This window comes from Pseudomonas alloputida (genome assembly GCF_021283545.2).
GTDB classification, from domain to species: Bacteria; Pseudomonadota; Gammaproteobacteria; order Pseudomonadales; family Pseudomonadaceae; genus Aquipseudomonas; species Aquipseudomonas alloputida.
Map to the genome: position 1 here is coordinate 3,033,483 of NZ_CP128540.1, position 25,595 is coordinate 3,059,077.

General features: G+C 55.8%; 21 protein-coding genes. 14 read left to right on the plus strand and 7 right to left on the minus strand.

Features of this window, described 5'->3' with window-relative positions; all coding sequences use genetic code 11:
- Window positions 1-48: 48 nt before the first annotated feature.
- Together LU682_RS13795 and LU682_RS13800 are read right to left on the minus strand one after the other, a co-directional pair.
- On the minus strand, window positions 49-2,625 hold the full coding sequence (locus tag LU682_RS13795; protein WP_232914893.1) for an AAA family ATPase: 2,577 nt from the start codon (window positions 2,623-2,625) through the stop codon (window positions 49-51).
- Between the two features lie 292 nt (window positions 2,626-2,917).
- A complete protein-coding gene (locus LU682_RS13800) occupies window positions 2,918-3,703 on the minus strand; it encodes a GntR family transcriptional regulator (RefSeq protein ID WP_181097985.1) in 786 nt (261 codons plus the stop codon).
- A 527-nt stretch (window positions 3,704-4,230) separates the two neighbouring features.
- Between LU682_RS13800 and LU682_RS13805 the strand changes: the two genes are divergently transcribed.
- The 6 genes from LU682_RS13805 to LU682_RS13830 all read left to right on the plus strand — a co-directional run bounded on the left by LU682_RS13805 (window position 4,231) and on the right by LU682_RS13830 (window position 10,861).
- Window positions 4,231-4,992 carry an SDR family NAD(P)-dependent oxidoreductase gene (locus tag LU682_RS13805; RefSeq protein ID WP_181097984.1) on the plus strand — a complete coding sequence of 254 codons (762 nt, stop codon included), beginning with the start codon at window positions 4,231-4,233 and terminating at the stop codon, window positions 4,990-4,992.
- Between the two features lie 19 nt (window positions 4,993-5,011).
- Window positions 5,012-5,680: an L-fuculose-phosphate aldolase gene (locus LU682_RS13810; protein WP_181097983.1), complete on the plus strand. Its 669-nt coding sequence runs from the start codon at window positions 5,012-5,014 to the stop codon at window positions 5,678-5,680.
- Complete coding sequence (locus LU682_RS13815; RefSeq protein ID WP_181126925.1) at window positions 5,673-6,638, plus strand: carbohydrate kinase family protein; 966 nt, start codon at window positions 5,673-5,675, stop codon at window positions 6,636-6,638. The genes LU682_RS13810 and LU682_RS13815 overlap by 8 nt, the downstream gene beginning before the upstream one ends.
- Before the next feature lie 92 nt (window positions 6,639-6,730).
- Entirely contained in the window at window positions 6,731-8,002 is a 1,272-nt protein-coding gene (locus tag LU682_RS13820) for an MFS transporter (RefSeq protein ID WP_181097981.1), read from the plus strand.
- A gap of 80 nt (window positions 8,003-8,082) precedes the next feature.
- On the plus strand, window positions 8,083-9,576 hold the full coding sequence (locus LU682_RS13825) for an aldehyde dehydrogenase (protein ID WP_181097980.1): 1,494 nt from the start codon (window positions 8,083-8,085) through the stop codon (window positions 9,574-9,576).
- A 97-nt stretch (window positions 9,577-9,673) separates the two neighbouring features.
- Complete coding sequence (locus tag LU682_RS13830; protein ID WP_232106900.1) at window positions 9,674-10,861, plus strand: M20 aminoacylase family protein; 1,188 nt, start codon at window positions 9,674-9,676, stop codon at window positions 10,859-10,861.
- A gap of 116 nt (window positions 10,862-10,977) precedes the next feature.
- Here LU682_RS13830 and cuyB read toward each other — a convergent pair whose 3' ends face one another.
- Window positions 10,978-12,474 carry a cysteate racemase gene (gene cuyB / locus LU682_RS13835; protein ID WP_232914897.1) on the minus strand — a complete coding sequence of 499 codons (1,497 nt, stop codon included), beginning with the start codon at window positions 12,472-12,474 and terminating at the stop codon, window positions 10,978-10,980.
- Window positions 12,475-12,484: 10 nt separating this feature from the next.
- Window positions 12,485-13,783: a dicarboxylate/amino acid:cation symporter gene (locus LU682_RS13840; protein ID WP_232885685.1), complete on the minus strand. Its 1,299-nt coding sequence runs from the start codon at window positions 13,781-13,783 to the stop codon at window positions 12,485-12,487.
- A 200-nt stretch (window positions 13,784-13,983) separates the two neighbouring features.
- Here LU682_RS13840 and LU682_RS13845 point away from each other — a divergent pair, with 200 nt between their 5' ends.
- From LU682_RS13845 to LU682_RS13865, 5 genes are all read left to right on the plus strand, one after another.
- Window positions 13,984-14,901 (plus strand): LysR substrate-binding domain-containing protein, encoded by a 918-nt coding sequence (locus LU682_RS13845; RefSeq protein ID WP_181097977.1) that lies wholly within the window; start codon window positions 13,984-13,986, stop codon window positions 14,899-14,901.
- Window positions 14,902-15,328: 427 nt separating this feature from the next.
- Window positions 15,329-16,396 carry an LLM class flavin-dependent oxidoreductase gene (locus LU682_RS13850; protein ID WP_130211538.1) on the plus strand — a complete coding sequence of 356 codons (1,068 nt, stop codon included), beginning with the start codon at window positions 15,329-15,331 and terminating at the stop codon, window positions 16,394-16,396.
- Window positions 16,393-16,923, plus strand: coding sequence for a flavin reductase family protein (locus LU682_RS13855; protein ID WP_181097976.1), 531 nt, complete (start codon window positions 16,393-16,395; stop codon window positions 16,921-16,923). Before LU682_RS13850 ends, LU682_RS13855 begins: the two co-directional genes overlap by 4 nt.
- On the plus strand, window positions 16,920-17,222 hold the full coding sequence (locus LU682_RS13860; RefSeq protein ID WP_130211536.1) for an EthD family reductase: 303 nt from the start codon (window positions 16,920-16,922) through the stop codon (window positions 17,220-17,222). Before LU682_RS13855 ends, LU682_RS13860 begins: the two co-directional genes overlap by 4 nt.
- Before the next feature lie 21 nt (window positions 17,223-17,243).
- The gene (locus LU682_RS13865; protein ID WP_181097975.1) at window positions 17,244-18,746 is read left to right on the plus strand and encodes an aldehyde dehydrogenase family protein; all 1,503 of its coding nucleotides are present in this window, start codon (window positions 17,244-17,246) and stop codon (window positions 18,744-18,746) included.
- Between the two features lie 92 nt (window positions 18,747-18,838).
- Here the strand turns inward: LU682_RS13865 and LU682_RS13870 are convergent, their stop codons facing one another.
- The 3 genes from LU682_RS13870 to LU682_RS13880 form a co-directional block, all read right to left on the minus strand.
- Entirely contained in the window at window positions 18,839-19,849 is a 1,011-nt protein-coding gene (locus LU682_RS13870; RefSeq protein WP_181097974.1) for an Lrp/AsnC family transcriptional regulator, read from the minus strand.
- Window positions 19,850-19,912: 63 nt separating this feature from the next.
- Window positions 19,913-21,028, minus strand: a complete 1,116-nt coding sequence (gene ribBA / locus LU682_RS13875) for a bifunctional 3,4-dihydroxy-2-butanone-4-phosphate synthase/GTP cyclohydrolase II (protein ID WP_181097973.1) — start codon at window positions 21,026-21,028, stop codon at window positions 19,913-19,915.
- Window positions 21,029-21,066: 38 nt separating this feature from the next.
- Window positions 21,067-22,020 carry a CobW family GTP-binding protein gene (locus LU682_RS13880; protein ID WP_181097972.1) on the minus strand — a complete coding sequence of 318 codons (954 nt, stop codon included), beginning with the start codon at window positions 22,018-22,020 and terminating at the stop codon, window positions 21,067-21,069.
- A gap of 295 nt (window positions 22,021-22,315) precedes the next feature.
- Between LU682_RS13880 and LU682_RS13885 the strand changes: the two genes are divergently transcribed.
- From LU682_RS13885 to LU682_RS13895, 3 genes are all read left to right on the plus strand, one after another.
- Window positions 22,316-23,917 (plus strand): amidohydrolase, encoded by a 1,602-nt coding sequence (locus LU682_RS13885; protein WP_223272742.1) that lies wholly within the window; start codon window positions 22,316-22,318, stop codon window positions 23,915-23,917.
- Window positions 23,918-23,980: 63 nt separating this feature from the next.
- Window positions 23,981-24,133 (plus strand): hypothetical protein, encoded by a 153-nt coding sequence (locus LU682_RS13890; protein WP_181097971.1) that lies wholly within the window; start codon window positions 23,981-23,983, stop codon window positions 24,131-24,133.
- Window positions 24,130-25,575: a purine-cytosine permease family protein gene (locus LU682_RS13895; protein ID WP_232914894.1), complete on the plus strand. Its 1,446-nt coding sequence runs from the start codon at window positions 24,130-24,132 to the stop codon at window positions 25,573-25,575. Before LU682_RS13890 ends, LU682_RS13895 begins: the two co-directional genes overlap by 4 nt.
- Window positions 25,576-25,595 lie beyond the last annotated feature (20 nt).

Sequence of the window (25,595 nt, forward strand, 5' to 3'; positions counted from 1 at the left end):
TATGGGAAAGGAGCGCCTAAAACCTAAGGCGCCCCATGGGGGGTATTGTTATGCCGCAGCGTCGCGCCGCTTGCTTAACTGTTCCCGCCAGACGCTTAACGCTTCGAGATCAACCCTCAGCTCAGCCTCCTCAGGAATGAACATCGGGATTTCAGTTGACTGGCTGTGCTCATAACAACTGTACTTCGTCATCAACTCATCGATCAGCCTGCAGTCCTCCAGCTGGATACCCTGGATAGCTCGGAGTCGGCCATCGGTCTGGATTCCCCGCCGGTGCCTGAGCACGACCTTGTTGAGCAAGTCTTCCTCAACCGATCGCTCAACGAGTTTACGAAACTCGCTGCAAATTCCCTGCGCCAAGGCCCGGTACGCGTCGGCGCCACCGACATCACCGGCCTTTCTTGCTTCCGTAAGCCGGGTCAGCAAGATGTTGTTCGCCTTCTTGGTCGACGCATTCCATACATCCTGGTCAGACGGGTGGCCGGCAACTCCGCCGTAAGATTCGATTCGCATAGCGCGGTAATGCTTGGACTTCCAGTCATCGCTGACCTTGCGAGCCAGGTCTTCCAAGATCCCGTACAACGACAGTCGGTGCGTGAGGACTATGACCTGTCTTGTTTGCGCCAGCGCCACCAGACGACAAGCGACAGCCCATTCGAACTCGTGATCAAGAGAAGAAATAGGATCGTCAAAAACAAAGGGAGCTGCCCCTGGCTTCTCGCACACGTCCGCCAAAAACGCCGCGAGTGAGATAATGCGGCGCTCTCCCTCGCTCAATACTCCCTGAGGCTGGGTGCGCGCGTCTTGAGCACCTTTGAGTCGAACCTGGTGCAACACCACACCATTTCGCGCTCTGGTTTTGATTAACTCGACCTGGATACGGTGTGCACCAAGCGCACGCAGCTCCTGATTGAAGCGCCCGACATACGCTTCAGTCACTACCGCCTGGGTCACCTCAGCTGCCTTGGTGGAAATCGCCCGCGAGCTGGTGAGTGCCTTCCAAGCATCATAGGCCTTCGATTTTTTCAGCCGGTCGACCTCTGCACGCACAGCAACTGCCTGCTCGGTAATCCACTTGCGCGCCTCCAGACCCAGTTTTTCCTTACTCGCCTGTGCCCTATCGAACTGCACAGCATCCGCTTCGTACTGAGCAGCCTCGTCGTCAAGGCGCCCTGCGTAATCCGTAAGCGACGCGATTGTTTCGGCCTGAGGGGCAACTGGTTGTGCTGGATGCACAGCTTCATGGGCATGCAGTGCGGCCCGGGCTTGTGATGCTGTTAGCCAAAACGCCTTGAGGTACTCAGACCACTCCTTAGAGCCCAGTCCAGCTGCTTCGCATTGAGTGGTGATCTCTTGCTCTGCCGGAATCTTCGACAGCTGCTCTAAGGCCTTGTCGTACAGCGATTCTGCGTTTTTGGCATCTGTTTCCAGCTTGCCCTGGACGAAGGCCTCAAACTCTTGAAGTCGATGCTGTGCCTGCTCATCCAGCGTTTGATGACATAAAGGACAGCGCGCCTGGTCATGGGTGACCGGAAACTGATCGTGCGGATACGGCGAGGCTGAGAACGCGCGTGCAGCCTCCCACATGGCCTTCCACGTAGGTAACCCCACACCTTCGAGCTCTGCTGTCTTGATCTTGGCCCCTTCGAGTGCGGTCTGCCGTTTTTCTTGGGCTGATTGCCTGAGCCCCCTGATCGCATTAAGGCTTTGGTCAGAATAGGCTTCGGCGCCACCACTCAGCGCGCTGATAACTTTCTGCAATTCCGCCTTGGTGCGTCGCCGCTGAACAGCCAAAGCACCTGGATCTTCTGCCTTCAAGCGCTCAATCAAGGCAGTAAGCTGGCTCTCCTCTTCTGGCTTCCAGGTCAATGCCTCATTCAACACGGTTGGCGTCACTGCCCCCAAGCTCTCGTAAAAACGCTTACCTGGCGTGCCGTCATAAATGGCAGGCATCTGGGGCAAGGTTGTAACCAGCTTGGATTGCTCGGCTGCTAGGGCATCCCTCACCTGCTCTACGACGACGGCGAGCTTTTCGAACAAGCCGACGATAGACGGGATGTAGGTGGCAGCGCTTTCAGCTGTCAGGTAGTGGCTCGCCTCGTCGCTGTCGAAAATGTCGATATTGCGCAGCGCTTCGATTAGGGGCTGGCCAACGTGCCATTCGTGCGCGCTTTGTTGGCCGTTCAGCTCAGAGGTGACCTGGCACCTACTCGCTGGAGGGGCCGCTTTAAAGACATTGGCTTTGAGCTCAGCAGCTCTGGGTTTTCCTGAAAGCTTTTTCAGGATGCGGGTGTAGCTGGATTTGCCTGATCCGTTGTGCCCATAGATAACAGAGAGGTTGTGCGAGCCGAACTCCAGAGGCCTGCGAGGCTCCAGGTTCTCGATGCCTGCAACCTCGCCAATCTGGATGAGCCTCAGCTCATCCTGGACGGTATGGCGGTGACTTAACTCGGCAAACGTGCGATGTGATGACGGCTTACTACCGGCTGGTGTTTTGATCAGCGCGGTGAGATCCGCGACATCGAGTGCATCAATTTCGCCCTTCTTCAGCAGCCGGTCTGCTGCCTCCTGAAGCCAGTCATTTTGCTTAAGAAGCCATGAACGGATATCCACCTGCGCCTGCATCTAGCCCACTCCTGGACGTTGGTCGTGGCAAAAAGCTAGCAGAGGGTCATACGCCTTGCCAGGCAGTTACTACGAAGGGCGCAGGCTGCAAACGTAACAAAAAATTTGCGTCGACGGGGCGATGCGCAAGAACAAGGGGGAGGGAAAAAAACACCTGAAGCACGGTGGATATGATCAATTCCTTATCGGAAGGATATCTGAGACGCCGTTGCAGTCCATTGAAGGTGGCAGCAGCGGCAACGCCTCTGAACAAATGCAACTAGCCCGTGTCTGCTTAACCTAAGTATCCGCTCTATCCCGCTGTCACTCGCAGCCGGCTCTTAGTCGTTGAATAGACGGTGTTGTAGTACTCAATGGGTAGCCCGTCCTTAGTCCGGCCTATCGACTCAATGCCTATCAAAGGCTGGCCTGTGGTTATTCCCAAAAGCTCAGCCTCCTCCCTGGTTGGCATGACTGCTTCAAACCACCGCTCAGAGTCGGTGACGGTCAAACTGAAGCGTTCCTGCATAATGCCATAGACGGACACACTGTCCTTTATCCATGCCTCTATGCCAGGCACTCTATGACCTGCCAGGCGCAGAGTTGAGACGGCTGTTGCTACACCATCTACGTAGTAGATTCGCCTTACACGTAACACGTCGGCTGGAGGTGGTAGCTGAAGCTTTTTCACCTCATCTTCCGTGGGGTTAGCTCGCTCTACCAGGAGAACTTTTGTGGTAACGCTATAGCCTTTAGCGATTTCGCCAAAAAGTCCTTTGTTGTGGGAAACGTAGTCCACTTCCTGCCGTTTTTGAGAAACAAAAATCCCTTGCCTAGGCACTTTGCTTATCAAGCCTTGTGTGACCAAGGCATCTAACGCCATTCGAATGATTGGGCGAGATACTCCCAATAAATCACACAAGGTGTTCTCGGATGGCAGTCGAGCGTTCGCCTGCACTGATACGTCCATTATCACGCCAAGCAGGCGCTCTTTAATCTGAACCCAAAGCGGCAATGAACTGGTTCTGTCTACTGGAGACGCCTGCTCCAGCAGAGCGTGAATAGCTCCAGCGTCCTTGTCTTGTTCCGATGCTCTCATATCAATCACTTCCACCCGAGAACCGCAGCGTATATTTCAAAAAATCGATTTTGTCCAGCAGAAATCGGCCTAGGCCCTTCCGATAGCCGCCTAGCACAATTTTTTTTCAAAAACGCTTTCCAACGGCAAAAATCCTGGTTATAACCAGAGCGTGTCTGGTCATAACCAGAGCCCAAAGGCACCGGTGACACGGTGCTCGTAGCCCCATCCGCTGGGGCTTGTCCAGGAGAACACCGATGCGAAAGTACAGGCTCTCACTGCTCGACCACGCTTCAGCCCAGCTCTCAAACCCTGGAGCCCTCGTAGCCTGGCTTGACCATCGTTTCGTTTTTCACCGCTCCTCGTATGCACTGCCGCGCGACCAGCAACCCAGGCTCAGCCTAAACCGTTTTGTCAGCAAAGCTCTCCTTGAGCAGCGGAGGAGCTGTATCACGCTGCCTTGAGTTCAGCAGAGGTGCATCGCCATGATGCGCCCTGCCCTTGCTCGCCAAAATCAACAGACAATCAAAAAAATAAAGGTGGATTAGATGTACAAATCTAAGTTTGATTTTACCGGGAAAGTAGCTGTTATCACTGGTGGGGCCCGAGGCATCGGGTTCGCAGTCGCGGAAGCGCTGACCGAATTCGGTGCCACAGTTTGGCTACTGGATCTTGACCCGCAGGTTGGCGATGCTGCGGCGTCCCAGCTGGGCAGCAAGGCTCATTTTTACCGCCTGGACATCACGGACTCAGCCGCCGTGAAAACCTGCGCTGAAGACATCGCTGCCCGCTCAGGGCGCGTGGATGTGCTGGTGAACTGCGCCGGCATCTCGAAGATCACTCCACCATTCGAGGTCAGCGATGACGATTGGCGACGGATGATGGAGGTCAACGTCAACGGCAATTTCTGGTGCTGCCGGGAATTTGCCCGAATCATGGCCAAGCAAAAATCCGGAAGTATCGTCAACCTCGGCTCCATGTCCGGTGAGATCGTCAATCGCCCGCAATCCGGTACCGCCTACATCGCCAGCAAGGCTGCGGTGCACATGATGACCAAGTCACTGGCCTGTGAGTGGGTAAACGATGGCATTCGGGTCAATGCGCTAGCGCCAGGCTACATCGCCACCGATATGACCCTCCAGGCACGCAGCAATCCTGAGCTTTTTGAAAAGTGGCTGGACTGCACCCCGATGAACCGCTGTGGCGATCCAGCTGAAGTGGCGAGCGCTGCGCTGTTCTTGGCATCGGATGCTGCCAGCTACATCACTGGGGCAATCCTCTCGGTCGACGGTGGCTACACCGCCTGGTAACAGCTTCCTGGAGCAAGATATGGAATTTGAAAATATCTGGCAGGCCCGAGAGGCAGTCGTGGAAGCGTGCCGAGAGATGACGGCCCTGGGCATCAATCAGGGCACTTCAGGCAATGTCAGCGTCCGCTACGGCGACGTAATGCTGATCTCTCCTTCCGGCATTCCCTACGATGTGATGCAGCCAGGTGACATCGTTGAAATGAAAATGAACGGCGAATGGACTGCCAGTCGTGGCATGGAACCCTCCAGCGAGTGGCGGTTCCACCTGGACATTCTTCGGGAGCTGAAGGACGTGAACGCAGTGGTGCACGCGCACCCCATCTACTGCACGACGCTGGCGATTCTGAACAAGCCCATCCCACCCGTTCATTACATGATCGCTGCTGCCGGGGGCGATTCCATTCCCTGTGTCCCCTACGCAACCTACGGGACGGAAGAGCTTTCGCACTACACCTTGGCGGCCTTGCAAGACCGCAAGGCGTGCCTGATGGCCAATCACGGCATGATTGCCACTGGCAGCACCCTGAAGAAAGCATTGTGGCTTGCGCTCGAAGTGGAGGTGCTGGCTCGTCAGTACCACGCGTGCCTTCAAGTCGGAGAGCCAGTTTTGCTCACCAAAGATCAGATCGATGCGGTGCTCAAGAAATGGGGCACCTATGGTCTTAAAGAGAAGAAGCACCATGGATAATCAAACCCCTGCGTACTACGACGCTAGCTTCACTGGTTTCTACGCCCTCGACATTCTTGGGGTTCCGATTGAATCCATCCCACCAGGTGGCGGTTGCTGCTTCATTGACGAGATTCGCCTTACCGTGGCGGGTACCGCAGGTGGCAGCGTGGTGGATGCAGCCAAGCTGGGGCTCGATTGCATTGCTGTGGGGGCTGTGGGTGATGATGAGAAAGCCGACTTCATCATGGATACCTTGGCCAAGTACCACATCGATACCTCGGGGATGACTCGATTCAAGGGTATTTCTACCTCATCGACCATCTTGACCATCCGACCTGATGGGTCACGGCCAGTGTTCCATGTGCGTGGCGTTTCAACAGAGTTCGAGCTCACGCCTGAAGTACAAGCCAAGGCATTGGATGCCAGAATCGTCCACTTTGGTGGCACCGGTCTCCTGCCCAAGGTGGATGGCGCGCCAACAGTTGAGTTCATGAAAGCGGCGAAGAAGCTGGGTCGGATCACTACCTACGATCTGATTTCGGCTGGTGCTGAAACCCTCCAGTTCGTAACGCCCGTGCTCCCTTGGGTGGACTACTTCATGCCCAGCATCGACGAGGCCGCCGTCTTGTGCGGTAACAGCGATGTGAACTACTGCGCCGACTACTTCCTGGATAAGGGGGCCAAAGTCGTAGCCATTTCCCTCGGAGCGGACGGGTCTTTGGTTGCCACTCAAGATGGCATTCGATTCCATGTTCCTGCTCACGTAATTCAGGTTCGTGATACGACCGGGTGCGGGGACGCTTACAGCGCAGGCTTCATCACCGGCCTGACGAAAGGGATGGATCTTGAAGGATGTGCCAGGTTCGCGACAACGTGCGGCGCCCTGGTTGCGACGGGACTCGGCTCGGATGCCGGCATACGATCCTACGAGGACACACTTCTAGCGATGGATACCTTGCCGCTACGAAAATCGTAATCGTAGATCGAACCGCGACAGAATTATAAATATTTCAGAAGCGCCTCAATCTATCTTCGATTGAGGTGCCTGACGCCGGTAGGAGATCCATCGTGGAATACGTGAAAACTAATACAAACACGTCACTCAGCAAGATAGTCTATCGCATAGGAATTCCGGCTCCCCTACTCATGGGTTTTATCGGATTCACTTTCTTCATGGTTGGCGATGGCATTGAGCTTGGATTCTTAGCTTCATTTTTGAAAGAAAACGGTTTCACTCCGAATCAGGTTGCTCTTCTCTTCACCGTGTACGGAGTAAGCGCTTCCATCTCCGCGTGGCTTTCTGGCGCCCTTTCAGACAGCTATGGGCCAGCCAAGGTAATGTGGGCAGGCCTCATCATCTGGATCATATTCGAGATAGCATTCATCGCTTTGGGCCTGGCAACGCTAAATTACCATGCGATGATGATCCTGTACGGCATACGGGGCTTTGGTTACCCGCTGTTTGCTTACGGTTTTCTCTGCTGGATCGCCGCCGCCGCTCCTACCAAAATGTTGGGCTCTTCCATGGGCTGGTTTTGGTTCTTCAATACGCTTGGACTGATGACCATCGCACCTCTGGTGGCGAGCTTCAGCATTCCGCGCATCGGTGAGATCAATACCTTTTGGCTTTCCCTCATCCTTGTCACTGCCGGCGGACTCCTGGCGCTGTTGGGCATGTCTGAGCCTACCGGCCGAAGCCCGCTGAAGCCTGGTAACGAGAGCAAAATCAAAATTTTGATAGGCAGCTTGACCATCCTCTGGCGCCAACCTAAGGCGGCGGCTGGCTCACTCACTCGGATGATCAACACTGCGTCGCTATACGGGTTCATGCCCGTGATGCCGTTTTTCTACACGGCCCAGGGCGGTTTCGTCCTTTCAGAATGGCTGTACCTGCTCAGCATCATCTTCATGAGCAACATTATCGCCAACCTCGTGGCCGGCTTCTTCGGGGACATCTTCGGCCACCGTAGAACCATCATGTACATGGGTGGGCTGGTGTGTGCGATAACCACCCCTCTTTTCTATTACCTACCTCTCTGGTTCCCGGGCAACCTCTGGCCTGTCGCCATCAACGGCATATTCTGGGGTATCGGGCTATCCGGTTTCGTTCCACTCTCCGCCTTGATGCCCCTGATCTCCCCCCAAAACAAGGGCGCGATGCTCGCGAGCCTAAGCCTCGGTGCAGGGGTCAGCATGTGGTTTGGCCCGCTCATGTTCACCCTCTTCCAAGATTCTCTGGGGCTCAGCGGAGTTTGCTGGATACTGTCTGCTTTCTATCTGGGCAGCATGTGGCTTGCATCGCTTTTGAAAGTTGAAAAACCAGGCGAGCGATGCACGTAAGCACCGAAAGCCCTCAATAATAAATAAGAAGTATTTTTTACTTTTCACAAAGCTGCCTAAAAAATTCAAGAGGATGGCACATGACTGTACCTGAACGGTTTACCCACGCCCAATGGTTGGAACTTAGCAAAAACTTGAAAATTCAGAATCGAGCCTTCCTGAATGGAAAGTTCGTTCAATCACTCTCTGGCTATACGTTCGAGTGCATAAACCCATCGACAGGTTTGAAGATTACCGATATCGCATCGTGCAATACCGAGGATGTTGATGCGGCTGTCATTTACGCTCGTGAGGCCTACGAGCGTGGTAGCTGGTCAGAATGCCCACCCTCCGAGCGAAAGCGTGTCCTGCTCAAACTGTCTCAGCTCATCATGGAGCACCGTGCAGAACTCGCTGTGCTGGAATCGATGGACATGGGCAAGCTGGTAACTGATGCCTACGATCTGGATGTCCCTTCCTCTGCCGAGGTTTTCCAGTGGTACGCGGAAGCGATCGACAAGGTTTACGACGAAGTCGCATCAATCGGTAAGGACGTAGTGGCCACGGTGACACGCGAGCCGCTCGGCGTCATCGGCGCAGTGGTGCCGTGGAACTTCCCGTTGAAAATGACCGCCTGGAAATGTGCACCTGCCCTGGCAGCGGGCAACAGCGTCATCCTGAAGCCCGCTGAGCAATCGCCTTTGACCGCGCTGAAACTGGCAGAGCTGGCCCAGCGTGCGGGCATCCCTGACGGTGTGTTCCAAGTGTTACCAGGGCTTGGAGAGACCGCAGGTCAGGCCATAGGCCGGCATCCTGACATCGACTGCGTGGCCTTCACTGGCTCAACCGAAGTCGGAAAGTTCTTCCAGCGTTATGCGTCCGAATCCAACATGAAACCTGTGTGGCTTGAGTGCGGCGGTAAGAGCGCGAACATCGTCTTTGAGGATTGCGGGGATCTGGAGAAAGCCGCGAAGCTCGCAGCCCAAGGCGTTTTGTTCAACCAGGGTGAAGTGTGCTCTGCCACGTCGCGACTGCTTGTACACCGCAGCATCAAAGATGCCTTCATTCAGAAATTGTTGGTTGCAGCGCAAGCCTATGTCCCGGGTGACCCGCTTGACCCTGCTTCGACCATGGGCTGCCTGGTTGAACCGAAACACGCCGATCGGGTTCGGGACTACATAGCCATCGGGAAATCAGAAGCGCGGCTCCTGACTTCGGATTCTGATCGTGGCCTCGGCACCACCTACATCGCTCCCGCGATCTTCGACCAAGTCCAACCGGACAGCACACTTGCCCAGGAAGAGGTCTTTGGGCCGGTACTGGCTGTGATCGAGTTCGACGACGAGGACGAGGCGATCCAGATCGCCAACAACTCCGTGTATGGCCTTGGAGCCGCCGTTTTCACCGAAAACCTCAGCCGCGCCCATCGTGTCGCACGTCAGCTGAGAGTGGGCTCCGTATCGGTCAACACCGTAGATGCCGTCAGCATTCAAACTCCGTTTGGCGGCGTGAAGCAAACGGGTAATGGCAGGGATCTCTCGCTTCATGCCCTGGATAAGTACACCTCACTCAAAACGACCTGGATCGCTCTGTAACCAACACACTCTGGCCATCAACTTCAACAGGTAACGCTAAGGCCGTGGCTGGCTAGAAGGCTGCGCCTCTGACAACCAGTGACACCGCCGGATGAACATGAGTCAAAAGGATCGAAATATGCCCATGCCAGATAATTTCAATTTCAGCGACATCGTGGATCAGGCGCGAGCTTGGCGGCACGATTTCCATGCGCATCCGGAGCTTGGTTACCAGGAACATCGAACCAGCACGGTAGTCGCTGAGCTGTTGGAGAGCTTCGGGTTGGCGGTTGTCACTGGCTTAGGTGGGACAGGTGTAGTTGCTACCCTGGCGCGCGGTAGCGGCCCGTTCATTGGGCTACGAGCTGATATGGATGCGTTGCCCCTACAGGAGCTAGGTAGCCCTGACTACAAATCAAAGAATGTTGGTTGTATGCATGCGTGCGGTCACGACGGTCATACTGCGATCCTGCTCGCCACTGCGAAATACCTCTGCAGTGACTCGAGCTTCAAAGGCAATGTCCACTTCATTTTCCAGCCGGCGGAAGAAACGGGCGCCGGAGCGAGAAAAATGATCGAGGATGGTCTTTTCGAGAAATTCCCGATGGTTGCCGTCTACGGCCTCCATAACTGGCCCAGCCTGAAGGAAGGGCTAATCGCGGTAAATCCCGGCGCGATGATGGCTTCCCAAGACACGTTTGAAATTTGCATTAGCGGATCTGGAGCTCATGCCGCCATGCCGGAAAAAGGCATCGATCCGGTCATGATTGCGGCACAGCTTATCTCTGCTCTGCAGACCATAACCTCCCGGCGCATCTCACCGCTGGACTCAGTGGTGTTGAGTGTCACGATGGTTGAGGCTGGGAGTGCTTACAACGTCATCCCTCAGACCGCTACGATAAAAGGTACCGTACGCTGCCTCGATCAGTCGGTTCGTGAGCAAGTGGAAAACATGATCCGCTCCATGGCCACGTCCTTTCCTGTGTCCTTTGGGGGCACCGGCAGCGTGATCTACCGCGAAGGCTACCCTGTGACGAAGAACGATCCTGACTGCGCCGCACGAGTACGGGACATCGGTATCGCGCTGAATGGCGCTGAGCGTGTCGAATGGAATGGGCCTGCCTCTATGGCCTCAGAGGATTTTGCCTTCATGTTGCAGGCGTGCCCAGGCGCCTATTTTTGGCTTGGGGCAAATCGTGACGGTAATGCCATGCCGTTGCACCACCCGCATTACGACTTCAACGATCAGGTGATTGCTTCGGGCATTCAGGTGTTTGAACGCCTCGCAAAGAGCTACCAATCCTAAGCGCTGAACCCATTTGTGAAGCCAGAGAGCGACAACCTGAGCATCCGTTTGAATCAATGCCGTCGACTGTGCCGGTACCAACAGCACAGTCGACGTAAAACGCTCCCTTCCCAGCGCTACAGCTCCGACTCGACCAGGTCTGCTGGTCGCTCCGATGAGAGTGCTACACAGCGCTGAGCCAGGATGGTGGTGGGGTCTATCAATGCGACAGTTCTTCCACCCACCTCGAACGCTTCGTTATGAGCCTCAATCAGCGGCAATTCAGTACACCCGAGGATCAAGACTTCTGCACCCAGCTCTACCAGATGTTCTGCCGCCACCAGCAACTGCGTCCTGCAAATCCCTTGGGTGTGTCCCGCCTTGACCCCTCGCTCACCATAAATCGACTCCATGACCATGCTCTGGTACTCCACTCCAGGAGTAATGATCGTTAGCCCTGCCTGATGCGCCGCATCGTGGTACACACGGCTTTGTACGGTGCCGGAGGTTGCCAGCAAACCGAGCACCTTATTCCTACCGTAGCGCAGAGAAATCCATCTGGCGGTCTCCATCAGCATGTTCACGATCGGGATCCTCAGGTGCGGCTGGATGCGATCAACGAAAGCATGCGCGGTGTTGCAGGGTATGGCGATCGCATGGGCACCTGCACTCTCAAGACGCTTGCAGGTGGAATACATGGCCATCGTCGGATCCGTTTCCTCTCGCAGAAGATTGGCCGTGCGGTCTGGGATTTGCGGATTCTGTTCGACCACCATCTTGATGTGATCCTGATCGCGGCCAGCGGGCGTTGCTGCCACAACCTTCCCCATGAAATCCACCGTGGCCGCTGGGCCCACGCCGCCAACTATTCCTAACTTGAACGCCGGCGTAGGCGATGAACCTGGTTCTGCGGTAGCGAAGCTCGCGTAGATCTCGTTGATATCCAGTACCGGCAGGCCACGACGCTGCAGATCCTGGGCGACCAGTGACAGCTCCGTCATGCCCGGAGCAATCAGGCTCACCCCCTGCTCTTGAAGTGACAAACATGCCCGGTAGACACCCTCCAGAGCTACCCCGTCCAGGTGTCCATCCTTGATGCCGGCAGTTCCATACATGGACGTCATCAGCTCCACCTGGGCTTCATCGGAGGGGTAAACGACCTCGTACTGCCCGCCAAGGCGTGACTCAAACAGGCCGGAATTGCGAACGAAGTCTGAAGCAATCACCCCTACTTTGCCGCCAGGCTTGAGTACGTGCTCGATGGATTGCACCAATGCGTCCATCATGTCGATGATCGGCAAGCTCAGTTCTTCCTGTACCTCTGCCAGGAAGGTATGGCTCGCGAAACATGGCAGCACGATCGCATCCACCCTACTCTCTTCAAATGATTTGCACACCTGAAACACGTAGAACTTCCGGGACGTCATGCTGGCCTTCGCATCGAGCGGCAACAGCACATCCTTGAAGGGCTGTTGTTCGAACAGGAAGTGGAAGCGTGCCTGGTTCTCCATGACAGCTCGGGACTTAACCAGTTTGTAGAAAAGGTCGCCACCCGCGAGCGAACCAAGCCCTCCAACGATACCGAGCTTACGCGGTGAAGCTGGTGTAGGGGCTGACTTATTCAGACTCGTCACTTCTTGATCCTCAGGCGATGGAAGCCGGTTGGCCAGCGGGAAGCGGTTGATCGCTGCGCGCAACAGTTGCGTCGTCTTCCTCATCCTCAACAGGCTCGGATTTCGCCACCACTGCAGTCGCGATGCTGTTCCCGATTACGTTCGTACCGGTGCGAGCCATGTCCAGGAACTGGTCAATACCGATGATGAGCAGCAGGCCGGCTTCGGGTAGGTTGAACATGGGGAGTGTGGCGGCCACGACGACGATAGACGCACGCGCAACGCCCGCCATGCCTTTGCTGGTGACCATCAGCGTGAGCAGGATCAACAGCTGTTGGGTGAAGCTCAGGTCAATGTTGTAGGCCTGGGCAATGAACATGATGGCGAACGCCTGATACATCATCGAGCCATCAAGGTTGAACGAGTAGCCCAGCGGCAGGACGAAGCTAGAGACCCGCTTGGGTGCACCAAATTTCTCCAGCGCCTCCATGGTTTTAGGGTAGGCCGACTCGCTGCTTGCAGTGGAAAAGGCAAGCAGCACTGGCTCGCGGATCAATTTCCCAAGCGTAAAGACCGAGCGGCCGAGGAACACGAAACCCGCTGCAAACAGAACCACCCACAGCACAGCAATCCCGATATAGAACTCAGCGATGAGACGGCCGTAGTCCCAGAGCAAACCCAGACCCTGGGTAGTAATGGCAGAAGCGATGGCTGCAAACACGCCGATCGGTGCAAAAGCCATTACGTAGTCGGTGATCTTGAACATCACCTTAGCCAGCTCGTCGATGCTGTCGACGATGTTGGTGTGCCCCGCCCGCTTCACTGCAGCCAGGCCAAAGCCAAAGAAGAGCGAGAACACCACAATCTGGAGAATCTCGTTGTTGGTCATTGCTTCAGCAATACTTCTTGGGAAGACATGGCCGATGAAGGCCTTCAGGCTGAAGTCACCCGTGCCTACCGCAGTTACCGCAGCCGGGTGGGAAGCATCGAGGTTCAGCCCTACGCCCGGCTCAAAGATATTGACGAGTGCCATCCCGATGAACAGAGAAACCACCGAAGCAGTGACAAACCACGCCATTGCGCGCAGACCGATCCTGCCAATCGACCGGGAGCTACTCATGCTGGCGATGCCGCCAACCAATGTGGCGAAAACTAGGGGCGCGATGATCATCTTGATCATGCGAAGGAAGATATCGGTCACCAGGGAGAAGTAACCTGCCAGCTGCTTGGCATGCTCTGCATCAGCAGACAGGTCATGACAGGCCCAACCGACCAGAACGCCTAAAATAATGCCGGCCGCGATACGGCGCGGAAGCTTGTTGTTCTTCACGGAAGTAATCCTCAAGCAATGTTGTTGGTGTTGTGACTTGGCAGAAACGCGGCAGCAAATGGCTGCAGCCAGGATTCGATCTTATGGCAGCACCGGGTGTGAGTTGATGAGGATTCAGGATCAAACTATGCGCTTTCGGAATACATCGGAGTGGTCTGCTCAGCTAGAGTAAGGAGACGTTCTCCCAGCAGAAACTCACCATGCAAATCAAATGGTTATATGACCTATTGGCGTTAGACGAATGGAAAAATTTCTCCAGGGCTGCTGAGGTTCGCAGCGTGACTCAGTCCGCGCTGTCACGCCGGATAAGGTCACTGGAGGACTGGGTGGGGGTCGAGTTGGTTGACCGAAGCACGTATCCAGTTCAACTAACCACAGCCGGGGTTGCCTTCTGCAAGGAAGGTCGAGAAGCGATGGCGGGATTGATGAAACTGAGGTCTGCTCTGAGGGACGCAGAACGGATGCCAGGGAGATCGATTCAGATCACCGCTGGCCACAGCCTCTCAATGACGTTCCTTCCAAAATGGCTCTCCAAATTCCAAGCTCACAGTGATCAGTTCAACGCGCGCGTCGTTGCGGCCAACATCCATGATGCGGTGGTCGCCCTCGAAGAAGGCAGTTGTGACCTGATGATCACCTATCACCATCCACAAGCCCCCATCCTCCTGGATCCTGCGCACTTCAGAAGCCTAACCCTGGGTCACGAATCCTTCATGCCGGTGTCAGCGCCAGCGGCGGACGGCAGACCCAAATACCAGCTTCCAGGCCGCAGTTCAGCACCGGTGCCCTACCTCGCCTACACCGCTTCGACCTTTCTTGGGAAGGTCGTAGACACCCTGATAGCGGGTACAGGTGTGCCTGTCGCATTAGAGCGCTGCTACGAAGCGGATATGGCCATGTTGCTTATGCGCATGGCTGTCGAGGGCTATGGCATCGCCTGGCTACCGCAAAGCGCCGTACAGGAAGAGCTTTCGCGAGGGCGTTTGATTCAAGTCGGTGGCAGCACTTGGAGCACGGAGCTGGAGATCCGCTCCTACTCAGCTGTGCAGAATGACAATCCAACCATGCGCGGACTGTGGGAGGCTCTGGAAAGCTTCCAGAACGCAGTTCACAAGTGACCTGTTGATCTGCTGAGCTCATCAAGTTGGCCTAGGTGCAAAGACACTTCTTCGCGGGTGAGACTTGCCTGGGCAGCTTATGCCCTCTCCTTCCCCCTGTTTTCTCTCTCGTTCGCCCGGACGACCTGCCTGCCCTACATGTCCTGCCCCTGAGGGTGCTGGCGACTCTCAGTGGTAACTGGATCACCTGAGGCAACCGGATCCAACACTTCGGCTAACGGCCCCCTCTATCACTCGAATTCGCGCCTCATCGATTGCCGCCTGGGCAAACCGGAAACGCAGAGCCTTTCGGACGCTTTTTCCGGTAATCGCAAGCCGTAAAAATAACGGAAGACGGCAATAAAGTGAAAAATAATGCTTGAATACGCCTCTCGTCTGGGTATAGCCTGCTGAAACCGGAAAACAAAAGCCCAATGGGAGACGAAAAATGAAGATCAGCCTGTTGCAAGAAGGCGAAACCATGCAAGGCGTGAGCGTTGCTCAGCGTTATCAGGAAATGATCGCTGAGGCATGCCTGGCCGATAAGCTTGGTTTCTATGCCTGGGGCACCTCAGAGCAGCACTTCAACCCACCAAAATTCACGGTGTCGGCGCCTGAAGTGCTGTACGCCGCCATTGCAGCCCAGACCAAAGACATCAAGCTGCGCACCATGTGCGCAGTAATGCTCCAGTGGAACCATCCAATTCTGGTGGCTGAGCGCACTTCTACGCTGGATATTGTCTCGAACGGCAGGGCCGAGATCGCCACCGCGCGTTCCAACAACCTGGTCACGCTGGAAGCTTTCGGCGTTGATCCGAGCACCACGCGTGCGCAGTGGGAAGACGGTATGGAAGTCCTCATCAAGGCCTTTGCTGATGAGACGCTCCAGCACAATGGGCCGATCTGGAACATTCCGCCGCGCACCGTTGTTCCTCGCCCACTGCAGACCCCGCACCCTCCGATTTACGTTTCGGCATCGAGCGTCCAGACGCACAGCAACGCAGGTGAGCGTGGCATTGGCGTGTTGAGCTTCGAAAACTACTTCGGGTTCGATTACCTGCAAGAGTGCATCGACGCCTACCGTTCCGGCCTTGCGACTCACAAGAGCAGCGTCCCGCGCCGAACCGAGCAAGCCGGCCTGTACGTAGCAACGGCGTTCTGTGATACCACTCGCGCGCGTGCCGTGGATATCGCTCGTGACGTAACGACGAGCTACTTCAAATTCATCATCGACCTGTACGCCCCTCTCGGTAAGAAGGGCTCTTACGAGTACCTGGACGGACGCATGCTGCGCTTGCTGGAGCATGAAGGCGACATGGACTTCCTGATCTCCGAGACCCCATCGGTAATGGTTGGTGATCCGGATGACTTCATCAAACGCATCCGTCAGCTTCAGCAGATGGGGATCGACGAAATACTGTTGCGCATCGATGGCATCCCCCACGAGGACATCATGCGCTCGATCGAACTGATCGGTCGCGAGGTGATGCCAGCCATCAATGGAGGTGCGAAATGAGCCAGGCTCAGTTGCAGCAGCCCCTTGAGATGCCAGATATCGACCTGCAGGTTTTCAAGGAGGCGATGGCAGATTTTCCAGCAGCAGTCACAGTTATCACGACCTGGGATGACGAAGGCCATCCCGTGGGTGCCACCCTCTCTGCTGTCTCCTCGCTCTCGGCGACTCCACCCATGATGTTGGCGTGCTTTGACCGCAAATCGAAGACACTGGAATGCCTCACCCGGGGTAAGCCGTTTTTGATCCATGTGCTGGGTGCAGGACAAGAGCACCTGGCGATGCTGTTCGCCGGCAAGAGCACCGACAAGTTTGATGGCATCGCGTGGAAGTCGGGCGAACTGGGTCTGCCAACACTCCCGGGCGCGGCGTGCACACTGGCGTGTGAAGTCGCCGATGTTCTCCCCGGTGGGGATCACCTCATCGTTACCGGCTGCATCCGGCACATTTCGCATAACACGCAGCAGATGCCGCTTCTGTATCACCGCCGCAAGATGTTCGCCGTTCCACAAGCGGCCGCACAGCCATGAAGCGGGTCGTCGTGGTCTACGAATTGCCGTCAAACCCAGCTGAGTTTGAGCGCCACTACCGAGACGTTCACATTCCACTCGTGAAGAAAATGCCAAACCTCGTCGCCCTCGAAGCCAGTATCAGTGGCTCGACCAGCGCGCCACAGGAGTGGCACACCGTCGCGATTATGACCTTCCGCAACCAGGCTGAACTCGATGAGTCCTTGGCATCTCCTGAGGGAATTGCGGCGGTTGAGGATGTCTCTCGCTTCGCCACGGGCGGCTGCAGGATCTTCACCTGCGAATTCGAAAGCTTCTAACAATTAGAGTGAGGCCTTGCCATGAATTTACCACTGGATCCTTTGAAGCACCTGAGCCCTACCGTTCAGGCGTTTCTCAAGCAACCCATGAAGCTGATGATCGACAACCAGTTCGTGGATGCTTGTGAAGGGAAGGTTTTCCAGACCTTCGACCCTGCGACCAGTCAGCTCATAGCAAATGTTTCTGAAGCGGGTATCGCAGACGTCGAAGTTGCTGTTGCTTCCGCTAATCGTGCACTTGTAGGCCCGTGGGCAAAGATGCTGCCTAAAGACCGCGAAGCGGTCATCCATAGGCTTGCAGCCCTCATCGAGAAACATGGCGACGATCTGGCCCAGATCGAGAGCCTGGACAGCGGCAAGCCTGCCGCCCAGATTCGAGCCGTGGACGTCGAGCTAGCTATCGGCGCGCTTCGATACAATGCGGGCTGGCCAACCAAGCTCCACGGCCAGACTATTCCCGTCAGTGCACCCGATATGCATGTCTATACCCGACGCGAACCGCTGGGTGTAATTGCTGCCATCGTGCCGTGGAACTTCCCCCTGTGCCAAGCCTGCTTCAAGCTGGCTCCGGCGCTCGCTGCAGGTTGCACTGTCGTACTGAAGCCTGCCGAGCAAACCCCGTTGTCGGCACTATTCCTCGCGAAGCTTGCCATCGAAGCCGGCCTCCCTCCGGGTGTGCTCAACGTGCTTCCTGGCTTCGGCAAAATCGCAGGCCAGGCTCTTGTCGAACACCCTGGCGTTGCGAAGATCGCGTTCACCGGCTCTGAAGCGGTGGGTAAGCATATCGTCAGAACTGCCGCCAGTGACCTCAAGCATGTCTCGATGGAACTGGGTGGGAAGAACCCGAACGTGATCTTCGCCGATGCTGACCTCGACAAGGCGGCGGCTACGGCAGCAATGGCAATCTTCTTCTACTCCGGTCAAGTCTGCGCAGCGGGCTCTCGCTTGATGGTGGAGCGCAAAGTTTACGAGCGCGTACTCGAAACGGTGATGGCAGAAACCGCCAAGCTCAAGCTTGGGCATGGTTTGGCTCCCGACACTGCCTTGGGGCCGCTGATTTCCGCCGATCAATTTGCACGGGTTAGCGGATTCGTTGAGCGCGCTAAGGCCGAAGGCGTCGAATGCGTGATGGGTGGTAACAAGGCAGGAGGCGCGCTTTCTGACGGCCACTTCCTGGAGCCGACGATTCTGGTGAATGCTTCGGATAGCCGTGAGGTAGTAGTTGACGAAATCTTTGGGCCGGTGCTGGTCATCCAGACGTTCGAGACCATTGATGAACTCACCACCCGGGCCAACAATACCGGCTTTGGTCTCTCTGCTGGGGTCTGGACAAGAGACGTGGGCAAGGCCCACCAGGTCGCTGGAGCACTGCAGGCTGGTACCGTCTGGATCAACACCTACGGCAACTTCGACTGTGCCGCACCTTGGGGTGGATACAAACAGTCTGGCTATGGTCGCGATAACGGAGCTGAAGGCATCGAGAAATTCCTTCAGACCAAGACCGTTTGGACGAACTGCAACTGATCAGCGTGCGTTGCTCCTCTGAAGAGCCTTAGGGTTCTTCAGGCAATCCGTCACCCTCTTTAGCCGACCAGAAGGTCGGCTTTTTTTCGGATTCAGATTTTGTCGGAGCCTAGTCGCTTATACAGGAGGTCGATGTAGGGGAAGCTTTCGATCCGCTCGATGCCCTCCACCATTCGCAATTGATCGTCGATGAGCTCGAACAGGGCATGCCTGGAGGGACAGACCACTTCAACGAACAAATCGAATCGGCCCGCACAGATGGTGATGTAGGAGACTTTTTCGATCGCACGCAAGCGCTCAGCAACATCCTTGACCCGAACGCCAGGTCGCACGGTGATAGCCGTCCATGCGAGGGCTCGATCTTCAAGGTTCATTGGGCTGGTGATCGCCATGATATTGAGCAGCCCAGACTCAACCAGAACATTTAGCCGGCCCCTGACCTGAGACTCCGAAATGCCCAGGGCTACAGCGATATTCTTCAAAGGCGCTCGGCCATCGTGGCTAAGTTCGCGCACAATCTTCTTGTCGACATCGTCCATTTCCTTGCTCACTACCCCATGAGGCTGAGCTGCCGGCGGACGCCCGAAGAATTGTGCGCGCTGGTAGAAGACGCTGTAGTAAGGGAAAACCTCAATGCCCTTAACGCCGTGCAGTACTGCCACTTCCTTGAAGAGGACATGCTGCATGCGTGCCATGTCGGTGCAGATAATCTCAACAACGATGGAGAAACGCCCCGTTGTCGTGACGACGTAATCGACATCTGCGATCTCAATCAATGCCTCAGACACCTCTGGTGCCGAGCAGGAGAGATCCAGAGTGATGCCAACCAATGCACCTGCTTGATACCCTAGAGACGCCGGATCCGTCAGCGCAACGATTTGGATTACGTTCTGCTCCAGCAACTGATGCACACGGTTGCGGACAGTGCGCTCTGAGATGTCCAACTCGCGGGCGATGGCGACAAATGGGCGTCGACCATCCTCCTGTAGATGGGCAATGATTTCTCGATCAGTGGCGGACAACAGCTGCTCTGAAAGCGGGCCTTGTCCTTTAGGCTGAAGTCGTGTGATGACGGGCGCTTCGTTCAGATCGGCAGTATTCATATACTCAGCAGGTCTAGGGGGCAGGTGCGGGTATTATCCACCCCCTCGTTGAATGGGCAAGTACTAGGCTTCCACCTCACCCGCCAGTACCTCGACGACTTCCAAGTCAAACCCAGCCAGCCCGAGGAACTTGGCTGGAGACCCCATGTTCCTGAGCTTTCGTACGCCCAGATCCTGGAGGATTTGAGCGCCTGTGCCCAACTCGGCATAGGTGCGGGAATGGGCGCGCTGAGATTTGCGGTTGGGCTTTGAAAGCTGAGGAACACGCTCCAGTAGTTCCTGAGACGACTCATGGGTGGCCAAGACCACCACTACACCCTCTCCTTCAGCGGCTACTTTCTCTAGCGCACTCCAGAGCGTCCAACTGCTCGGTGTAGAGCAATCTGCGCCCACAAGGTCGCAGAGAGGATCAATGACATGCACCCTGACCAGCACGGGCTCATCGCCAGACGGCTTACCCATGACCAATGCCATGTGAACACCACCCTCGACAACATCTTCGTAGGTGACTAGGCGGAAGTTACCGTGAACCGTGGGCAGCTCACGCTCACCGATACGAACCACGGTACGTTCGGTCGCCAATCGATAGTGGATGAGATCAGCAATCGTCCCAATTTTGATGCCGTGCTTCTGAGCAAACTGCTCCAGGTCTGCGCGTCGGGCCATGCTCCCGTCATCATTCATTACCTCCACGATAACCGATGCGGGAGTCAGCCCTGCGAGGCGCGCAAGGTCGCACCCAGCTTCGGTGTGACCCGCCCGGGTCAGTACACCACCATCCCGAGCCTGGACGGGAAAGATGTGGCCAGGCTGTACCAAGTCGCTGGCCTTCGCTCCGGGCCGCACTGCCGTTAGTACCGTATGAGCACGGTCTGCCGCTGAAATCCCTGTCGTCACGCCCTGTGCGGCTTCGATCGACATGGTGAAAGCGGTGGAGAACACCGTCCCGTTGTTCGGCACCATTTGCTTGAGCTCCAGCCGAGTGCAATGCTCTTCAGTCAGGGTAAGGCAGATCAATCCGCGCGCCTCCCTGGCCATGAAATTGATCATCTCCGGCGTGCACAGCTCCGCCGCGAGCAGCAGATCACCTTCATTTTCACGGTCTTCGTCGTCCACCAAAAGCACGGGCTTGCCCTGGCGAACATCCTCAATGATTTCTTCGATTGTGTTGAATGGCATGTTATCGCTCTTGTTTTAGGAGATTGATCGGGGTTGTGCTACTGCAGGCAGGCTTCGAAAGAGCTGCGCAAGGCGTCGGAATCAAGGTTTCGACCAATGAAGACGAGTTTGCTGGTGCGTGGCTCATCGTCATGCCAGCGCCGCTGAACGTCGCCGTCAGCCATCGCCTGCACGCCTTGGAACACAAACCTGCGAGGCTCGTGGGTCAGCGCTAGAACCCCCTTGTATCGCAACAGATCCTCTCCGTACTCGCGCTGCAAGGCCTGTATGAACCCCATGAATCGGTCTGGCACCACCTCCTTGTCAGTGGTCAGAGACACGCTCACGACATGCTGATCGTGACGATGCAGCAGCACAGGAAACCGGTGGTCAGCACCTGTGATTTCCAGATCCTTCAAGCTGTATGCGCTGAAGCCAGACAGTGATCCCACGTCGACCGCGCAATGGCTCGTTCTAAACTGCTTGGCTGAAGGACTGAGTTTGCGAAGCAGGGCATCAACGGATTCAGCGTCGTCATCACAAAGCTGCTCAATCTTGTTCAGTAGCACGACGTCAGCGAAGGCAAGCTGCTGGACGATTTCCGGATGGCGTTTCCAGTAGCCTTGGATGTGGGCGCCATCGACTACACAGACCACCGCGTCAAGCACCAGCTCATCGTTCAGGTCATCGTCAAGCATGAAGGTTTGTGCAATCGGCGCAGGATTCGCGAGGCCCGTTGTCTCGATGATCAACGCATCGAAGCCACCCTTTTCGAGCAGGGCTTCCAGGCTCGACAAGAGATCCCCCCTCACTGAGCAACACAAACAACCATTGCTCAATTGGATGACCTGCTCGTCCCTGCTCTCGATTAATTCGGAGTCGATCCCAAGCTCAGCGAACTCGTTGACGATAACGGCGTAACGCCTCCCCCTGGGATCCGCAAGCATCTTCCTCAACAAGGTGGTCTTGCCCGCTCCCAGATAGCCCGTCAGTACCGTGACCGGAATTTTCATCGTGTCGGCTCCATCAGCTGGTCGTGCAGTGCTGTCGCTCGGCAGCACGCCGACCGACAGGGGAAAAAGACATTGACATCCCCTTTCGTTGCTGATTATGTAGCATCTCGTTAAGAAAAAAAACAAAAGCGGAATTTAAAAGATTGGAAAAAGTTTTTTCCGTAGCTGACCGGCGGATAGTGCTGTGGTATCCGCCTTCGCGTTAGCCTTTTTGAACCTCCGCAGTGGAGACGTAACGATGATCGAGAGAGAGGCACCGTCCGAGAGGATCCTTCTTGGCGGTAAGGTGATTACCATGAGCCCAGATGCTGACTCGCAGGCTGAAGGGGTAATCATCAGAGGTGACAGGATCGTGAGGCTGATTCGCCGTGATGAGGTCGATCAGTTCCGCACTGAGAACACTGTCGTCACAGACCTTGGGAATCGCACCCTCATGCCCGGGTTCGTAGATGTCCATGCTCATGCGGAAGTCGTGTGCAGGACGACTTTCAACACCATCGATTGCCGTGCGCCGGAGTGCTCCTCAATCGCTGACGTCTGCAGCTTGTTTGCGAAAGCACGAGACGAGCGTGCTCCAGGCGAATGGATCGTTGGCCAAGGCAACCTGTTCTTTGATCGCAAACTCAAAGAAGGCCGTTTACCGAGCAAAGCCGAATTAGATGCCGTCAGTACTGAGCACCCCATCGCTATACGCGCCGGGGGGCATATTACCGTACTCAACAGCAAGGCTTTGGAAGTCGCTGGCATCGACAGAGATTATGTGGCGCCCGAGTTCAGCGTCACCGGCCTTCCTATCGTCGAGCGCGACGACAATGGCGACCCTACAGGGGTAGTCAAGGAAATGGATACGTTACTCCCCTTCCCTGGCTGCGATCGTGCAACCCTCAAGAGCGCACTCAAGGAAGGTCTGTTCGATTACTTCACCCGGTTCGGCGTAACAACAATTGGAGAGATCTCTGAGACCGTCGAGGGCATCCAGTGCATGGATGAGATGGCCTGTGAGGGAACACTGCCCGTGGCGATGCGCGTCTATATCTGGGCTCCGGGCACCATGGAGCTCGATGATGCCTGTAACTGGCGGAGCAAATTCGAGCTAAAAGCATCCGAGCACATGATCCGCATGCAAGGCATTAAGCTCTTCGCAGACGGCGGATTTTCGGCCAAAAGCGCTGCTGTCAGCTGCCCATACCTTGGGCTGAATGGCCAATGTGGCGAGATCGCATTTCCTAAGTACTTTTTCCGTCGTGCCTACGAGCAGTCCCAAAAGAGTGGGCTACAGCTGGCAGTCCACGCGAACGGTGATCGAGCTCAGGAGTGGCTGTGTGAATTAGTCCAGTCCATGGGTGGCGCCAGCAGCGGTCGCACACGCATGCGGATTGAGCACGCAGGCAACTTCATGCCTAGGCAGAAAACTATGGAGGCCTGGGCAACAGCCGGCATCATCCCGGTACCCCAGCCGGTGTTCATCTACACCTTCGGGGAGTACTTCCCTGATTACCTCGGTGATACCGGTCGCATTGGACGTTTCCCGTTCAAAGACCTGATTGCTCAAGGATGGCGACTGTCGGGTAGCTCTGATGTGTGGATCGGCTCGGAGCGAGAGGCTACAAACCCCCTCTTCAGTGTCTGGTGCTGCGTAAAGCGGGAGACCTACTCCGGTAACTACATCGATCCAGAGCAAGCAGTCACGCTGGAACAGGCCCTTCGCATGCATACCCTTGATGCCGCTGCGACCATGGGCGAAGACGATATCAGAGGAAGTATCACTCCAGGCAAACTTGCCGACATTATCGCGCTTGACCAAGATCCGTTTGAAGTTCCCGTAGATGATCTTAGAAAAATAAAAGTGGAATACGTACTCACACAAGGACGTACGGCTCTTAACCTTACCTGTTAACTGCCAATTCGGCCGACCAGTAATGGTCGGCTCTCACAAGAAAAGGTTGCAGGAGATTTAGAAATGCGTGCATTACCGATCGAACTCGAAAGAAGAATTAGTTTGCTGGAGCAAGAGCAAAATCAAGGATCGGATTTTGATTCCGTTGCATGGTTTTGGCTCGTTGCGTTGGGCGTAGTATTCCCCGCAGCCGTTGCAGCGTGGGGGTGGGCATGAGCAAGCAACATACGTTAGACGTTGCTGCGGACACATCCGCATGGCCTTTACTACCCGCTGAGCGAGTCTGGGGCAGTTGGCAGCTGTTGATTGCTCTCACGACGGCGGGCGCAGCAACCTGGTGCTACATCATTGGCGAATACGTTGGCTATTATCTGAATTTCAAGCAGGGCTTCGCAGCACTCACTGCTGGCTGTATGTTTGGGATGTTGATCACTGTGCTCGCAGCCTTACCCATCTGTTGTCGATTTGGTGTTGACTCGATCGCATCCAGCAAGCCGGCGTTTGGCTCTAGGGGTTGGATAATCCCTGCAACTTTGCAATTCCTTTCGATCCTTGGCTGGAACTGCTTGCTGCTCATTTTCTTTGGGAAGTCGGCGGCTCAGTTCTTTGTCGCGGTCGGTCTTGCTACGCCGGATCAGAGTGGAATCATTGAACCTTGCGCAACCTTGTTCGCCTGTGTGCTGGTCATGCTCTTACTGATAAAAGGCTCTGGTGGGGTCGACAGAGTCGCCAAGATTCTCGTCGCTCACGTGTTCGTCGGCATATGGATGCTTTACATCATTGTCAACGAGCGTTGGGAAGACCTGTCCCTGGCCAAGCCTGTGTACGCCTCCCCCGATCCGCTGTGGAACTTTGTGACAGGCCTGGAGCTCGGCATCGCGTCGTCTCTGTCTTGGTGGCCCTACGTTGGCGCCATGTCACGGATGGTTCCTAATGGAAGAAAAGCTGCCGTACCAGCGTTGATTGGCCTGGGCGGATCGGTTGCCGCGCTGAGCTTGATTGGTGTTGCGGGCGTTCTCGTGCTCAAGGTATCGGATCCTTCGGAATGGTTACGCACGGTGGGCGGGCCAACCTATGCGATCATTTCCCTTGCGTTTGTGACCGCTGCGAACCTGGGCACCGCCGTAGCGGGTATCTACTGCTCGGCCCTGGGGCTGCGGCACTACAAAAAATTGGAGCAAATCTCATGGAAGGTCTTGCTGCTGGTGGTGATTACACCTATAGCCGTTATTGGCCTAGCCATTCCTAATTTGTTCTTCAGCAACTTCTCCACCTTCTTAGCATTCATTGGCGTAGGGTTCGCGCCGCTGTGTGGCATTCAAATCATTGACTACTACTTGCTGCGTCGGGGCAAGATCAATGTTCGAGGCCTGTTTGACGAAAGCGAGCCCAGCTACCGATACTGGAAAGGCTTCAATCCAGCCGCTGTGTTTGGCATGATTGCTGGTATTGCCACCTACATTTACGTCCTGAACCCGCTTACCTACACGTCCAACTACCCTTACCCGCTGGTTCCAGCCTCTGTTCTGGCCGCTGGCGTAGCAAGCCTTGTTTTCCTGATTGTTACTCGGATCATTGTTATCCCTTCTGGCAAAGGCGGCTATGACCACTCAGAGAAAACCTTCCAGCCTGAAGAGCACACTACCCCTCAGATCTAATTAAGCGCCAAGCCCGCCAC

Bases quoted from the DNA above. Each gene is read 5' to 3' on its own strand.
- LU682_RS13795 (WP_232914893.1), bottom strand. From the start codon at position 2,625: ATGCAGGCGCAGGTGGATATCCGTTCATGGCTTCTTAAGCAAAATGAC.
- LU682_RS13800 (WP_181097985.1), bottom strand. From the start codon at position 3,703: ATGAGAGCATCGGAACAAGACAAGGACGCTGGAGCTATTCACGCTCTG.
- LU682_RS13805 (WP_181097984.1), top strand. From the start codon at position 4,231: ATGTACAAATCTAAGTTTGATTTTACCGGGAAAGTAGCTGTTATCACT.
- LU682_RS13810 (WP_181097983.1), top strand. From the start codon at position 5,012: ATGGAATTTGAAAATATCTGGCAGGCCCGAGAGGCAGTCGTGGAAGCG.
- LU682_RS13815 (WP_181126925.1), top strand. From the start codon at position 5,673: ATGGATAATCAAACCCCTGCGTACTACGACGCTAGCTTCACTGGTTTC.
- LU682_RS13825 (WP_181097980.1), top strand. From the start codon at position 8,083: ATGACTGTACCTGAACGGTTTACCCACGCCCAATGGTTGGAACTTAGC.
- LU682_RS13830 (WP_232106900.1), top strand. From the start codon at position 9,674: ATGAGTCAAAAGGATCGAAATATGCCCATGCCAGATAATTTCAATTTC.
- LU682_RS13845 (WP_181097977.1), top strand. From the start codon at position 13,984: ATGCAAATCAAATGGTTATATGACCTATTGGCGTTAGACGAATGGAAA.
- LU682_RS13850 (WP_130211538.1), top strand. From the start codon at position 15,329: ATGAAGATCAGCCTGTTGCAAGAAGGCGAAACCATGCAAGGCGTGAGC.
- LU682_RS13855 (WP_181097976.1), top strand. From the start codon at position 16,393: ATGAGCCAGGCTCAGTTGCAGCAGCCCCTTGAGATGCCAGATATCGAC.
- LU682_RS13860 (WP_130211536.1), top strand. From the start codon at position 16,920: ATGAAGCGGGTCGTCGTGGTCTACGAATTGCCGTCAAACCCAGCTGAG.
- LU682_RS13865 (WP_181097975.1), top strand. From the start codon at position 17,244: ATGAATTTACCACTGGATCCTTTGAAGCACCTGAGCCCTACCGTTCAG.
- LU682_RS13870 (WP_181097974.1), bottom strand. From the start codon at position 19,849: ATGAATACTGCCGATCTGAACGAAGCGCCCGTCATCACACGACTTCAG.
- ribBA (WP_181097973.1), bottom strand. From the start codon at position 21,028: ATGCCATTCAACACAATCGAAGAAATCATTGAGGATGTTCGCCAGGGC.
- LU682_RS13880 (WP_181097972.1), bottom strand. From the start codon at position 22,020: ATGAAAATTCCGGTCACGGTACTGACGGGCTATCTGGGAGCGGGCAAG.
- LU682_RS13885 (WP_223272742.1), top strand. From the start codon at position 22,316: ATGAGCCCAGATGCTGACTCGCAGGCTGAAGGGGTAATCATCAGAGGT.
- LU682_RS13890 (WP_181097971.1), top strand. From the start codon at position 23,981: ATGCGTGCATTACCGATCGAACTCGAAAGAAGAATTAGTTTGCTGGAG.
- LU682_RS13895 (WP_232914894.1), top strand. From the start codon at position 24,130: ATGAGCAAGCAACATACGTTAGACGTTGCTGCGGACACATCCGCATGG.